Annotated in this window: 13 protein-coding genes; 2 read left to right on the forward strand and 11 right to left on the reverse strand. The window is 45.7% G+C overall.

Annotated features, from left to right (window positions below):
- Positions 1–45: 45 nt before the first annotated feature.
- The 8 genes from MLD56_RS14055 to MLD56_RS14090 all read right to left on the reverse strand — a co-directional run bounded on the left by MLD56_RS14055 (position 46) and on the right by MLD56_RS14090 (position 8,666).
- Positions 46–828 carry an STM4013/SEN3800 family hydrolase gene (locus MLD56_RS14055; RefSeq protein ID WP_029518135.1) on the reverse strand — a complete coding sequence of 261 codons (783 nt, stop codon included), beginning with the start codon at positions 826–828 and terminating at the stop codon, positions 46–48.
- Complete coding sequence (locus MLD56_RS14060; RefSeq protein WP_029518136.1) at positions 821–2,161, reverse strand: STM4014 family protein; 1,341 nt, start codon at positions 2,159–2,161, stop codon at positions 821–823. Before MLD56_RS14060 ends, MLD56_RS14055 begins: the two co-directional genes overlap by 8 nt.
- Before the next feature lie 67 nt (positions 2,162–2,228).
- A complete protein-coding gene (locus MLD56_RS14065) occupies positions 2,229–3,071 on the reverse strand; it encodes an STM4015 family protein (protein ID WP_029518137.1) in 843 nt (280 codons plus the stop codon).
- 223 nt (positions 3,072–3,294) lie between these two features.
- Positions 3,295–4,761 carry an efflux RND transporter periplasmic adaptor subunit gene (locus tag MLD56_RS14070; RefSeq protein ID WP_029518138.1) on the reverse strand — a complete coding sequence of 489 codons (1,467 nt, stop codon included), beginning with the start codon at positions 4,759–4,761 and terminating at the stop codon, positions 3,295–3,297.
- Positions 4,762–4,829: 68 nt separating this feature from the next.
- A complete protein-coding gene (locus MLD56_RS14075; RefSeq protein ID WP_039271206.1) occupies positions 4,830–6,347 on the reverse strand; it encodes a DHA2 family efflux MFS transporter permease subunit in 1,518 nt (505 codons plus the stop codon).
- A gap of 15 nt (positions 6,348–6,362) precedes the next feature.
- Positions 6,363–7,016: an HlyD family secretion protein gene (locus MLD56_RS14080; protein WP_029518141.1), complete on the reverse strand. Its 654-nt coding sequence runs from the start codon at positions 7,014–7,016 to the stop codon at positions 6,363–6,365.
- Between the two features lie 358 nt (positions 7,017–7,374).
- Positions 7,375–8,187 (reverse strand): hypothetical protein, encoded by an 813-nt coding sequence (locus tag MLD56_RS14085; RefSeq protein ID WP_029518142.1) that lies wholly within the window; start codon positions 8,185–8,187, stop codon positions 7,375–7,377.
- Positions 8,188–8,207: 20 nt separating this feature from the next.
- Positions 8,208–8,666 carry a flavodoxin gene (locus tag MLD56_RS14090; protein WP_049817022.1) on the reverse strand — a complete coding sequence of 153 codons (459 nt, stop codon included), beginning with the start codon at positions 8,664–8,666 and terminating at the stop codon, positions 8,208–8,210.
- Positions 8,667–9,162: 496 nt separating this feature from the next.
- On the opposite strand from MLD56_RS14090, the gene MLD56_RS14095 reads away from it, so the two are divergent.
- Together MLD56_RS14095 and MLD56_RS14100 are read left to right on the forward strand one after the other, a co-directional pair.
- Entirely contained in the window at positions 9,163–10,026 is an 864-nt protein-coding gene (locus MLD56_RS14095; protein WP_029518144.1) for a class I SAM-dependent methyltransferase, read from the forward strand.
- 9 nt (positions 10,027–10,035) lie between these two features.
- On the forward strand, positions 10,036–10,782 hold the full coding sequence (locus MLD56_RS14100) for an RluA family pseudouridine synthase (protein ID WP_029518145.1): 747 nt from the start codon (positions 10,036–10,038) through the stop codon (positions 10,780–10,782).
- Positions 10,783–10,918: 136 nt separating this feature from the next.
- Here MLD56_RS14100 and MLD56_RS14105 read toward each other — a convergent pair whose 3' ends face one another.
- From MLD56_RS14105 to MLD56_RS14115, 3 genes are all read right to left on the reverse strand, one after another.
- Positions 10,919–12,421 (reverse strand): DHA2 family efflux MFS transporter permease subunit, encoded by a 1,503-nt coding sequence (locus MLD56_RS14105; RefSeq protein WP_241113518.1) that lies wholly within the window; start codon positions 12,419–12,421, stop codon positions 10,919–10,921.
- Positions 12,405–12,890: a MarR family winged helix-turn-helix transcriptional regulator gene (locus tag MLD56_RS14110; protein ID WP_029518147.1), complete on the reverse strand. Its 486-nt coding sequence runs from the start codon at positions 12,888–12,890 to the stop codon at positions 12,405–12,407. The genes MLD56_RS14105 and MLD56_RS14110 overlap by 17 nt, the downstream gene beginning before the upstream one ends.
- 269 nt (positions 12,891–13,159) lie before the next feature.
- Positions 13,160–13,630, reverse strand: coding sequence for a MarR family winged helix-turn-helix transcriptional regulator (locus MLD56_RS14115; RefSeq protein WP_029518148.1), 471 nt, complete (start codon positions 13,628–13,630; stop codon positions 13,160–13,162).
- Positions 13,631–13,810: the final 180 nt, after the last annotated feature.

Here is a 13,810-nt window from a genome sequence, read left to right on the forward strand (position 1 = left end):
TGATTTCTAGATATTTTACCAGTGCAATCTATATTTCTATTTGCTCTACAAAATAAATTCGCGGTAAGGCACATTCCAAACTACCTCATGCGCCAGACGATGTCCTTCATAGCCGTCTTCCCCATAAGCTGTACCATGATCGGAAAAAACCATGCAAAACGTCTTGCCCCGATTTCGCAAAGTATCAAACAAACGTCCAAGTTCACCATCCACATACCGTAAGGCAGCTCGTTGAGACTCCACTGAATCTTTGGCTGCGCCTTTCACAAAATAATGATTAGGCCCATGGATCGCTGATACATTCAGAAACAAAAACAAGCGCTGTGACGGGTCTGCATTTTCCAAAAGTTTCAGAGCATGATTCACCTGATTCTCTGTCGAACGGGGGTTGGTAACACCAAAGTTCATACGCCAGTAGCTTTCTTGAAAATATCCAGGCAGCACCTTGGCAAGCTTATTTTTCTTTGTAAAAAAAATAACGCCGCCGATACAGATGGTCCGATAACCTTCACCCTCTAGCCCGGATACAATATCCGGGGCATCGAACAGCCACGTATGTGGATGCGTACGCAGTCCCGTATCCTTGGTGTGAAACAGACGGATATGTGAAGTCTTATCCGTATTCGCTGGAGTCGGCAAAAATCCGCCAAAAAAAGCATGATGTGCAGCATAGGTAAAGCTACCCGGTGTATGGCGCTTTTCCCACGACCCGGAGCCGCACAAATTCGGACAGTTCTCTTCTTCCAGCTTTGCTACGTCATAACGCAGAGTATCAAGCGTAATCATGACAATATCATGAGAGCCGACAATTTGATTCATATCAGTCATATCTGTCTGTCCTTTCCGTACCCACGCTCCTATTAGCGAGGTGCAGCATTTCCCATTCATACGGGTTCCAACCCTGATGTTCAACCCGGTACAGCAAATCACCGAACGGATTAACATCCAACACATAGGGACGCCCCCCATGAGCCGGAACCAGCACATCCAGTCCAGCAACCATGGACGCCGGAAAAACACTCATAGCGGCTTTCGCAGTAAGCTGGACCGATTCCACCGTATTCTGTGGTAATCCGGCTTCCTTCAGCGAGAGCCGCTCATTACGCAAATGCAAATTGGTAATGGGGCTGTGGCTCAAACGTAAAACCGCATGGCAAGCTTCTGATCCGCACACGAGTTGGCGCACATCATAAACACGCCCGTTCAGAGTCGCTTTGGGAATCCAGCGCTCCACATGTACCCCTTCCAGACATAGCCAGTTAAGGATAGCATGAATGTCCTGCTTATCCGTATAACGACGCAATCGTCCGGCATTATAATACACGCGCTGTCCGCGTATGATTTCCGTTCCAATCGTGGTCACCGCCAGTTCCGCGTGGGTATGGGGGTGTACCTGATAGGCCATGACACCAGAAGCACCGGACCCACAAAATATTTTCACAAATACGCGGTGAAACCCGCTCTCCTTCATTGCTGTGTGCAGATCGACAACATCACGAAATGCACCACCTGAAGATACGAGCACTGGCGGGACCCTTATATCTGCCTTGCCTAAAACGGCGCTACAACGCCGTTTGTCGAACATCACGGCCACTTCCGCCGGATCGTTCATCCAGTGTGACGAGGGCCAGAGCAGAGCCACTTCATCTCGCAGCCAGGCCAGCAGACGGCAATAGCCCCGGAACCATTGTGCCGGGTGCCAAATACGACCGTGCTGCTCCTGCAGACGCCGCGCTTCTGCCGCCGATATACCTGTGCCTTGTGTCCATTCGGGCCATGGCAATAGAGAATCGTCTCCCTCACCATCCGAGGCACCCAGAGCAATCAACTCACGCTCTACCTCAAAGCTTTCGCCCGGTGCATCCAGACGAAGCAGCGGACCACTGTCCATCTGCCCCGCCAGTAACTGATCAATGCTCTCTTGCACAAAGGAACTGCCATTCACGCTATCTTGCGTAGCTCGTGCAGCTATTCGCAACATCAGCTCGCTCAGACCTTGTTTCTGCCGAATAGCTTCCAGCACATTCTTATAGGAAACCTCCAGAGCGGGCGGAAGCATTAATCTGCTTCGCGCCTCCTGCAGCCCAGTAGTTCGACGATTCCCCGGATTACCGAACAAGATAAACGGCTCGCTGACAATACAGTCTGACATCCTAACCATAGAGCCGCCTCACTTTAGATCATTTTAATTTTGAAAACAGTCCGTTTTAGAAATCCATTTGTACAAATTACTCAGTCAGTGATGGATAGCGCCAATCATCTTCCTCATCCGCTTCTTGTTGATCTTCCACGTTCACAGATAGACCCGAGCTTTTCCAACGTTGCATCATTTCACTAGACATATAATGATAGCTCAAATCCAGATGCTTCAGCCCTTTTATACTTTCACTAGCCAGTAGCGCTTCTGCACCTTTATCAGACAACGTACCTTGTGAGAGATCCAGCACTTCCAATTGTCCAATCACAGGGGCATTAGCTGCTGCAATAGCAATTTCATCCTGTATTTCACTATCTTTGAGTCCCAAGTATGTAAGTTTGGGAAAAGGATTGCTGTCTAAAAACGGCAAAATATCTTTAAGGTTACCGTCAAAGCCATAGTTCTCGACACCCAAATACAGTTCCAACTTGCGCAGTTCAGGCAGTTCGGCATTACATATTTGCTGAAGAACGCTCACAGGCAGGCCACCACAGATAATAACCAATTCTTGAAGATGGTTATGACGAAGCGGCTCCAAGCTCAGGTCCTGGCTTCCTTTGATATGAAAGGACTCCAATGCTGGAAACGCTTCTAACAATGGGGACAGATTCGTCTGGTTAATCCATGAAACCTCACACTCATCGTATTCCATATCACCAATAAACAGTTTGCGTATCTTAGGGAAATGATCTTTGAGCTTCACTAACACTGGGATAAAATCCTCTGGTGAACTTTCATAGGCGCCGCCCCAATCACCAATGATGAGATCTGTAACTTGCGCGCTCTCCGGCTTGGCTGCCAGTTCCTCAATAGATTTAGCCATCGTTTGGCCATTCTCGTAAGCTTCATAATCCACTACCAATTTCACTTCCATCTTACAATTCCTCCGATCGCTTGTCTGAGATCTCGTAAACTATCTATTTCCAATTTAGTCTATCCTATTCTACCAATGTTCGTCAAAAATAGTCCCATATCGACATTAATCCTATGTAAAATCTGCTGAATGAAATAAAAACAAGACAGCCCGCTAAGCAGGCTGTCTTTGCATATTCATAATAAACTTCTACTATTATATAGTACGTAAGTTTAGAGCCTAATTATTGGCTAATTGTAATCGGTGAGTTATCGGACAGCAATGCCAGATTATTCACGATCACATTCTCCTCATTGCTCAAGCCACTGGTAACGAGTGTTTGTGAACCTGCCGTCTGAACAGTCTTCACTTCCTTACGTTTCGCATGGTCTCCGTTTACAACATATACATATTCTTTACCTTGATCCTTTTGAACTGCCGCAGTAGGAACCACAATGCCTTCTTGTGCATTGGCAGCGACAAAGCTGATATCAGCCAACATGCCGGATTTCAGTATCGTGTCTGGATTCGCTACTGAGATTTTTACAGGATAACCTTTTCCACTTGCATCCAACGGGCTTACATTTTTAACTGTACCTGTTGTTACAATGTTGGAAGCTGCAACACGAACCTGTACCTTGTCACCTGCTTTTACATTGTTGATCTGTTCCGCTGGAACATAGATCAAAGTATTGACCGTACTCAGATTAGCGATGACCAGCGCAGGAGACTGAGCGGATACCATTTCGCCCACTTCTGCATTTTTAGTGCCCACAATACCATTGATCGGTGATGTTACAACAGTATCATCCAATGCGTCCTGAGCAATGTTCACATTCAGCTGAGCCTGCTTAAGAGATTGTTGGCTGGACTCGATAACCGCAGTATTTTGAGATACTTTGAGCTGATTTTGCGCATTACTGTAACCGCTATTGGCATTACTGTAGCTATTTTTTGCTGAATCATAGCTGTTGCGAGCTGTAGTTAGAGCCTTCTGCGCAGCTACCAACTGATCTTGCGCGTTAGCCTGCGCATTTTGTGCATTATTGTAAGCCGCTTCCGCATTCACGACTGCTGTTTTGGCTTGTTCTAATTGTGCTTGGGTGCTCGCACCTGCATCAAATAGACTTTGTGTACGTGTTACATTCTTCTGTGCATCTGCCAAAGCTTGCTGCGTTTGTTTCACCGTATTGGCTGCCGAGGAGACACCATGTGTTGCTTGTTCTACGGCTGTAGTGGCTTGATTAATAGCTCCCTGTGCCTGATTGATTGCACTTTGGGATTGAATCACGCCACTCTTGGACTGCACTAAGCCCGAGTTTGCTTGAACCATCGTAGATTCGTGGGATGCTTGAGCGGTGCTTACTCCGGCTGCTGCCGCAGCTGCTGCGGCGCGGGCTTTCGCAACATTATTCCGCATATCCTTATCATCAAGCTTGAACAGTACTTGACCCTTTTTAACCTCGGAGCCAATATCCACAGGCAGCTCAACCACTTTACCGCCCACTTTAGGCACGATGTTCACCGTCTCCGAAGGTGTAACCGTTCCTGTATAAATATTTCCCTGTCCGATAATTCCCTGCTGTGCTTGGCTGATTTTAACCGGAACGACCATATCCTGAGCCGCCCCGCTATTACTGGAGCAGCCTGCCAGCACTGCGCCGCCGAGCACTAAAGCCGCTAATGTACTTTCTACTCTCAATATTTTCATGATAATTCCCTTTCTTTCTGTCCGTGGAAATAATGTAAGCCATCCAGTCGTATTTTATAGTTCTTTGATTAAGCTTCCGGCTGTGTCTTTGCTTTCTTCCTCTGAATAAACAAAAAGATTAGTGGAATCGTGCAAAACAGCGGTATGGATGAAATGAGGAACGTATCCCCAATCCCTCTTGATGTGGCATCTAGTGTGATTAAACTACTTATGGATGACATCCATGAGCTGCCCAATGTCGCTTGTAGCGTATGAGCCGAGTCTGGCGTAATGGACTCCGAAATTTGCTGGGCATGAGCAGCCGAACGGCTTTGCATAATGGCGGTTAGCACCGCAATCGCCATAGATGCAGCCACAGTACGTACCAGATTGGATGCTGTAGATGCATTGGCTACCTTGCTCGGATGAACGGCATTCATACCGACCGTGGACAATGGCATCATGCAAATACCAATTCCCAGACCCCGTAATGCCATTACGGTTTCCAACCAGGCATGCGAAGTATCTGGCGTAAGCTGGTGAAGATGATAGGTCATAAAGCTGGTTAGCGTCAGGCCCACAAGCCCCAAAGGCACAATTCCGAACTTATCGAACAGCTTCCCGGCAATAGGCATCATAGCCGCCATGGCAATGGCCTGTGGAATGAGGATAATACCAGTATCAATCGGTGACACACGCTGGATATTTTGCAAAAACAACGGTGTTAGGAACGTTCCTCCGTACATCCCCATCATGACCAGACTAGAGGCAATAACACTAATCGTATACTTTGAATTCTTGAATAATGAGATTTCAATTACAGCATTATCCTTGCCGCTTTCTACATAGATCAGAAAAACAAGTGCCCAGAAAGCAATAAACAGCAGGGATACAATTCCAAAAGAAGTCCAGCCATCACGCTGGCCGTTTGTCAATGCGTACAAGAGTGTTCCGGCACAAGTTGCGGCCAGCAAAAAGCCCGGTAGATCAAACGGCTTCGGCTCTACTTTAGGCGGCTCTTTGATTAGAAGAATAACCATTAAAATTGCAAATAAAGCAACCGGCACACTGACAATAAACAAGAACCGCCAGTTAAACCACTCAATCAAATATCCGCTAAGCGTAGGCCCTACAGCCGGCGCTGCCATTGCGGCGATCCCCCATATACCAAGGGACATACCGATTTGTTCACGCGGCATAATTTTGTAAATAATCGTCATACTCAGCGGCATAATAACACCACCGCCCAGACCAGCCAGCACCCGTGCTGCGATCAGGGAAGAATCACTCCATGCAAAAATACATATTCCCGTTCCCAGCGAAAATACGCTGAGCGCTAGAATCAAAAACTTTTTGTATCCGAGGCGCTGCTCCATATATCCGGTAATCGGTACAATTACACCAGATGCAAGCGTGTAACCTGTAATAACCCACTGAATACGTGTCGTCGTAGATCCTAAATCCGTCGTCAATCTAGGAATGGCGACATTGATCAGACTGTTGTTCAGAATGGCGACAAAGGCGCCTAAAACGATAGCGAAAAAGGCAAGCCAGCGTTCTTTGGAAGAATCTGTCGAAGGAGCAGCAGCAATTTCATTGGCAGCCACATGGACCCCTCCTTTTTAAGGTGTATGAATTTTTACTTCCACGTTCGTTCCAGGGATAAGCTTCATATCCTTCGGCTTGTTCACAGCAATCTCTACAGGCACACGCTGGGTCACCTTGTTAAAGTTACCACTTGTGTTGACTGCAGGAACGAGTGAGAACACGGCGTTGGAGGCTTCGCCCACTTTACGAACTTTACCCTGAATCACCTGGTCACCTGCTGCATCAAGCGTAATATCCACAAGCTGTCCTGGTTTAATACGGTTAATGTCAGTTTCTTCAATGTTCGTGGATACGTACAAGCTGTTCATATCCACCATAGTTGCAACAGCACTACCCGGCGATCCGATTTCATGCTCTTTGGAATAAATCTTAATGACGGTTCCGTTGATCGGCGCGCGCAGTACGGACTTGCTGATCATACTCGCATCCAGCCCAGATACATCCTGCTCGGCAATAGGTTCATTACGCTGAACAACATCTCCTTCTTCCACATCAATGTGGCTTATTTCTCCGGAGATTTGCGGCATTACTTTATATTGATCTGCTTGAATGCGCGCATCGTCACTTTTAACAAAGTGTGTTGCTTGATACCAATAATAGTAGCCAATAGCTCCACCGCTCAGAACGAGCAGTACAATGAGGATTGGCAATACAGTTTTCTTACTCACTTCTTCCACCCCTGTTGTCCAAAAAATTTTTATTATTCAACGCTAATATTTTAAAATTGAAATATTAGGCCATTAAACCAAATGAAGAACGTAAATAAACACATGGCAACGTGCCATGCAAAAGACAGGACTTATTTTATGTACATAGGACAAGCTAATCCATGATCCACAAACCGTCTTTTTATATTTAAATATTTTCATATAACTATTGTACATTGAAATATTATAGATATATTTATCTGTTCAGGCAACATAAATTTTCAGTTTTTTCATAATTTTTTTTCATAAAAAAGAACCTTGTTTCCAAGGCTCTTTCACGAAAAGGGATAGTTTACAATTAAAGGGTTACACATTAACGTTAAGAGAAAGGCGTAGGTACAGCTAACCGTTGTTTGCAGTTTTTCGCCTCCTGCCCTTCCTTCGTGTTCTTATTCATTCTGTTTCCATGAGAAACTTGCTCCCCTATGCACCCTCCGCAACGGCAGCGTTCTGTCGTCCCATGTACATCCTCTTTGGAATCCCGTAATAGCCGTACGTAATCCAGAGATTGCTGTAAAGAAGCAGGTCCCGGAATGAAACGGACCCTCTTGCCTTCCAGCAGACAGTATACCTCAATAAGCTGAGGAAGAGCTCCAAATGCATAATAACAAAATACATTTGTCATATGTTGGAATGTACTAATAACGTTAGGATTATAGTCAACGATGTACTTTTGAATGAGCAGGGAATCTGCTTCTGCTGATAGTTGCCAAGCAGCCTGAACAATAAGCGAAATATTGACCTCTAACTCAGGCACGGACGTACAAAATTGTTCATACAGCATCACAGGCACCATCAAGTCATTATTTAAGCCACAAATTTTTGACAACTCACCTGACACTTTATTTTTGACATCCCAATAATGGAACAAAGATTCAAAGCTGTCTGACTGCTTGGGCCACCATTTCTCCAGCACATACTGGACAGGGACTTCCCGCCGTACCTTTACTTCCATTCCAAAGTATTCGTTGAGCGCATGCCCTACTGCATATTGAACCCGTTGCCGCCAATTCCAGCCCTCACGCCCTCTTTTCCTCTGTGATTGACGGATTGGCTGTGGAGTTCTCCACATCTCCTCCAGCTGATAGTCGTGCAGAAGAGGAAAGCCGCTTAAGCTATCGCTATTGCGCATACCTATCCCTCACTCTCTTCTCAGGACACCCCAATACCAGCCTGTGCAAATTGTCTTCCGTAAGCTCGGCAATTCTCCTTATCATCATCCAATGGATTGAATTCAATCTTCAGACTCTCCTGAATGACCGATGCGCCGCGTTCTTTGACTTTTTCCTCTACCAAGTCCACTGCACCACAGAATTGCGTATAGGATGTATCTCCACTGCCAAATACTGCCGTCTTTTTACCAGACAGATCAAGTTCGTCTAGTTCCTCGTAAAAATCCAAAAATTCATCAGGAAGCTCACCATCTCCCCATGTATATACACCCAGCAGGAACCCGTCATATGCGAGCAGTTCTTGCGCACTGCAATCATACGAAGCCTTCAACTCAGCCTCATGTCCTGCCTGACGGACGCCCTCGGCGATCAATTCCGCAATTTCCTCTGTATTACCGGTCAAACTGGCATAAGTAATCATGATTTTACCCAAGTTCATCCCTCACCTTTATTTGAAATATGGGATGCTTTCACTCCCTGTTACTCAAATAATATTTGATAATGATTCTCATTGTCAAATGTTAATTTCAAAAACTAGGTTTAATCTTGGGGAAATATACGCAAAACAGCCGCATTACATGCGGCTGTTGGCTGAAAATCTATGGATAAGCAAATTAATTAGAGGCCTGTTTAATGAAGTAGAATTTCAGCTGTGTTGATAAAAAAATATTATGTACGTACAATCCATTCCATTTTCATTATTATAATAAAAAACGGGTGGTTGTACGTACAAGTGGGATTGGTTTCATTTTAATATGGAAGCGCTATAATTACAAGTACATCCGAGAAAAAATATTTTAGACCCATTGACTACTTACTTATTTATGTAATCATTCGATTGTTGCTGAGGTTTGTTGTACAATAGACTCCATATGGGGATTTCTGTGCAGCTTGCTGCCTGAATCCTGAATTGACTGCTGAAGGATGGATTGTACATGTATGTAGCACAAGAATGGAAAGACTATGAAGTAATGGATACAGGCGGTGGTGAAAAACTGGAACGTTGGGGTGATATTGTCCTGCGTCGTCCCGATCCGCAAATCATATGGCCTTTGGCCCAGGAAACAGCCGAATGGCGTAATGTTCATGGGCATTATCACCGCAGTTCCTCCGGTGGCGGCAACTGGGATATGAAAAAACCTATCCCCGAGCGCTGGACAATTAGCTATGGACCGCTTAAATTCCACATTAAACCGACCAGCTTCAAGCATACTGGCCTTTTTCCGGAGCAAGCAGCGAACTGGAGCTGGATGATGGATAAAATCAAAGGCGCAGGCAGACCGATTTCCGTACTGAACCTGTTTGCATACACGGGAGGAGCCACTACTGCTGCTGCGTATGCAGGAGCCAGTGTAGTTCATGTGGATGCCGCCAAAGGCATGGTACAGTGGGCAAAGGAAAACGTTCAATTGTCCGGTCTGGCTGACCGTCCAGTACGCTTCATTACGGATGACGTATTCAAGTTCGTGCAACGGGAACAACGTCGGGACAACCGTTATGATGCCATTATTATGGACCCTCCTTCTTACGGGCGCGGACCGAACGGAGAAACTTGGAAGCTTGAAGAAAGCCTATACCCGTTTCTCGAATCCTGCATGAGCATCATTTCGGATCAACCGCTGTTCATGCTTATTAACTCCTATACTACAGGTATTTCGCCTACTGTATTGCGCAACATGCTGAGCATGACAATGCAACAAAAGTACGGCGGCCAAATTAGCGCTGGTGAAATCGGATTGCCGATCACACGCTCGGGATTGAATTTGCCTTGTGGTATTCTCGGACGCTGGGAGGCTTAAATTCCTCTTATGACTCAAAATGAACTTACTCGGCATGAACATGCACAGTCGAACATCCCTGTCCTATATGAGGACAATCATGTTTTGGCGGTTGTAAAGCCTGTCAATGTTCCAACGCAAGAGGATGCCAGTGGTGATCCTGATCTGTTGTCTTTACTCAAGGAAGATTTAAAAATTAGACACAATAAGCCTGGTAACGTTTTTTTGGGTTTAGTTCACAGACTGGATCGGCCTGTAGGTGGAGCCATGATTTTTGCTAAGACGTCCAAAGCTGCTTCTCGCCTGTCAGAGTCGGTTCGAAGTCGTCATTTCCACAAACTGTATACAGCCGTTCTGAATGGCGTTCCTACGGCCCCACAAGGCCGTCTGACCCATTACCTGCTAAAGGATAGTCGAACCAACACAGTTCAAACGGTTCGGCCTGGCATGGCTGGTGCGAAGGAAGCCATTTTGGAGTATCGCGTAATCGGACAAGCGGATGGACTCAGTCTCGTGCAGATTAAGCTGCACACCGGACGCTCACACCAAATTCGTGTGCAAATGCAAGCGATCGGCTGTCCCCTCTACGGTGACCAAAAATATGGGGGTAATCTGAGTCGGCCCGGTCAACAGCTGGCGCTTTGGTCCTTACTCGCTGGAGCACCGCATCCGGTTAGCAAGGACGATATGAGATTTCATTCGCTACCTCCTGTTCAATTTCCATGGAATGAATGGCCCAGGTCGCTTTATGAGAACATGATTACGTCTGAAATTTGAACCGAAAAGCCCTGCTCTATCTGGATATCTACATCCTCAATCCCTATTTGCACAAAGAACCTGTAACGCATGTGAACAAACATGCATTGCAGGTTCTTTTTTGCAGAAAATTAAATTAATGCGTCATCTCATCCTTTTATGACGAGGAAGCCACGGACTGCCCCTTCTTGCTGCTTACCAGCTGTTGACGGGGATGGGCGTTTTTTGCATTCGTATTTTTAATAAAAAACGCTAAAATCAGAGCGGCCACACTCAACACTGTTGCAATGATAAAAGCCGAGTTAATCCCATAAATTGTAGCTTGATTGCCTGCAGCCAGCATCCCCGCTTTATCCGTCACAGTTAGTCCCTCAGATGTAACAATCGACGTCAAACGGTTGCTGCTTTGTGTGGACATCACTGTCACCAGAATTGCCGTCCCAATCGAGCCGGAAATCATACGCAGCGTGTTACTCATCGCCGTACCATGTGCATTCAATCGTTGTGGAAGCTGATTCAACCCTGCCGTTTGGATCGGCATCATCAGTAACGACATCCCGAACATCCGCACCGTATAATTAATTAACAGTGTCATATAGGTGGTTGTTTCGGTCAACCGTGTAAATTCCCAAGTTGTTATAGCCATGATCAGCAAGCCAATTACAGACAACCAACGTGCTCCGATTCGGTCAAAAATAGCCCCCGTTACAGGAGACATGAGCCCCATCAGAATCGCTCCCGGTAACATTAGCATACCGGACTGGAGCGGTGTAAAACCCCGAATATTTTGCAAATAAATCGGAAGCAATATCATACCGGCGTACAAAGCCATCGTCACAATCACATTAATGATTGTCGTCAAGCTGTACACATCGTATTTAAAGATACGGAACTCCAGCATAGGCTCATCTACCTTCAGCTGGCGGATAATAAACAAAATAAGCGAAATTGTCCCAACGATAAGCGTAGACAGGACAGGAATACTTCCCCAACCCGATGTTCCTGCATCACTAAAGCCGTATAACAGTCCACCGAAACCGAGCGTAGACAAAATGATGCCAGGAATGTCCAACTTAGGTTTGGACTGCTCCGTTACATTTTTCAGAAAAATAAATCCGATCACAATCGAAATCACTGAAATCGGTAGGATGATCCAGAACAATACCCGCCAGTCATAATGCTGTACTATATAACCGGATAAGGTAGGCCCAATGGCTGGAGCAAAACCCATCGCAATCCCCAAGGTTCCCATCGCTCGGCCACGACGCTCTATTGGGTAGATGTTCAAGATAACGACCATCATTAATGGCATCATGATACCTGCTCCCGCGGCCTGAATAAGTCGACCGATCAGCAATATGCTGAAGCCTGGCGCTATAGCACATAACAGCGTGCCTATTGAAAAAATAGTCATCGCACTAATAAACAATTTACGAGTGGAGAAACGGGCAATCAAGAACGCGGTCACCGGGATCAGTACCCCATTCACAAGCATAAAGCCCGTGCTAAGCCACTGAGCTATATTGGCATCTATATTCAGATCACTCATCATTTTCGGTAAAGCCACACTGATTAACGTCTGATTTAATATCGCTACAATCGCGCCAATCAACAGAGCGGCCACAATGGGTGCTCTGCGTACATTACCTGGTAGTGTCATTTGAGGACTGCTCAAGTTGATTCATTCCCTTCGGTGTTAATTTCATGATCATTTGTTTATGGATATCCAGGACCATCTCTAGCTGCTCCTTCGGGATGTCCAGAATGGGCAAGACGCGCTCCATCCACATGGCGTCTACTTTTTGCATGATATCTTTTCCTTCCGGCGTAAGCGTCAGCACTAAGGATCTACGGTCATGCTCATGCCGTCCGCGAGCAATATATCCCGCCTTGGTCAAGCGGTCAACCACCCCACTCATAGAGCTGCTTCCCACATGTGCTATGTCTGCCAGCTCGGATAACCCGATGTTGGGGCGTTTATTCAGAATGGCCAAAGCCATATGCTGTATGGCCGTCAGATCCAAATGCTGCTCTTCATTCCAGAAGGCATAAAATATCGTTTTATTAACCTCTCTTATTGATTGAATAATCCGGTACACCTCAAGTCTGTCTTCCTCTCTGTCACTCACTGGAACCATCCTTCTTTCTATTACCCAATTCACAATCCATATGCATATACATAAACTAGAAACTATTTGTATACGAAATGTTATTTATTTATAACTATTATTTTATCATCTCTTATGTAAATGTCAACATTCACCCAAATATCACCTATCCTTCAACACAAAAAAGCGCGGTATGAATACCACGATAGGTATTTCATCCGCGCACTCCTATTAATATTAAGATGATAATCTGCTACGTACAGCTACTTTTCATGCATCCACCATTCTAGTTATTCTGCTCGTTCTATTTGTTCCTTTACTCCCTCAGCCTCACTTGTCGATACTGAAGTCTTCGCCTTCGGTGTAATTTTCCCCAACAAATAAACCAGCAAATTTTGATTGTGCTGAGAAATTCGGTTCAATGCAGAACCCAGAAAATCATCCCGGATTCGCAATCCACGCTCTACTTCTTCTCTTCCTTGATCCGAAATGACAATCCATACAATTCTACGGTCCTTTACGTCTCTGAAACGGGTGACCAGTCGATTCCGCTCCATCCGATCCAGCAGCATCGTAACCGCGGCTGGTGTGGTGGCGAGATATGGGATTAGTTGAGACGGTTTCATGCGGCCGTATTCGTTCAAAACCTCCAGCACTGTAAGTTGAGCTTCCGTTAGTGATGGAGCCAGCTGCTGCTCCATATGAACCTTATAATCCTTAGCCATTCTGGACCAGATTTTCGCAAATTCGGTCGTTTGCATTTTGCCTCACTCCTTTAAATAACAGGGTCAGTAAAAGCATCAAAGTTACCGTATGGGCCACCGTCCGGATTGTATTTCATCACATTAAATTTTCGCCATTCAGCCCCGGTTTCCTGCCGTTTTTGGAGCATGAAATGAAAAGGGGAAGGAAGTCTCACCTCGGTTTTGAAGGCTGGTCAG

Source organism: Paenibacillus peoriae (assembly GCF_022531965.1).
In the GTDB taxonomy this organism is placed as follows: Bacteria; Bacillota; Bacilli; order Paenibacillales; family Paenibacillaceae; genus Paenibacillus; species Paenibacillus polymyxa_D.

Coding starts and splice junctions, on each gene's coding strand:
- MLD56_RS14090 (WP_049817022.1), bottom strand. CDS start 8,666: ATGAACTTGGGTAAAATCATGATTACTTATGCCAGTTTGACCGGTAAT.
- MLD56_RS14095 (WP_029518144.1), top strand. CDS start 9,163: ATGTATGTAGCACAAGAATGGAAAGACTATGAAGTAATGGATACAGGC.
- MLD56_RS14100 (WP_029518145.1), top strand. CDS start 10,036: ATGACTCAAAATGAACTTACTCGGCATGAACATGCACAGTCGAACATC.
- MLD56_RS14115 (WP_029518148.1), bottom strand. CDS start 13,630: ATGCAAACGACCGAATTTGCGAAAATCTGGTCCAGAATGGCTAAGGAT.
- MLD56_RS14070 (WP_029518138.1), bottom strand. CDS start 4,761: ATGAAAATATTGAGAGTAGAAAGTACATTAGCGGCTTTAGTGCTCGGC.
- MLD56_RS14055 (WP_029518135.1), bottom strand. CDS start 828: ATGACTGATATGAATCAAATTGTCGGCTCTCATGATATTGTCATGATT.
- MLD56_RS14085 (WP_029518142.1), bottom strand. CDS start 8,187: ATGCGCAATAGCGATAGCTTAAGCGGCTTTCCTCTTCTGCACGACTAT.
- MLD56_RS14105 (WP_241113518.1), bottom strand. CDS start 12,421: ATGACACTACCAGGTAATGTACGCAGAGCACCCATTGTGGCCGCTCTG.
- MLD56_RS14060 (WP_029518136.1), bottom strand. CDS start 2,161: ATGGTTAGGATGTCAGACTGTATTGTCAGCGAGCCGTTTATCTTGTTC.
- MLD56_RS14065 (WP_029518137.1), bottom strand. CDS start 3,071: ATGGAAGTGAAATTGGTAGTGGATTATGAAGCTTACGAGAATGGCCAA.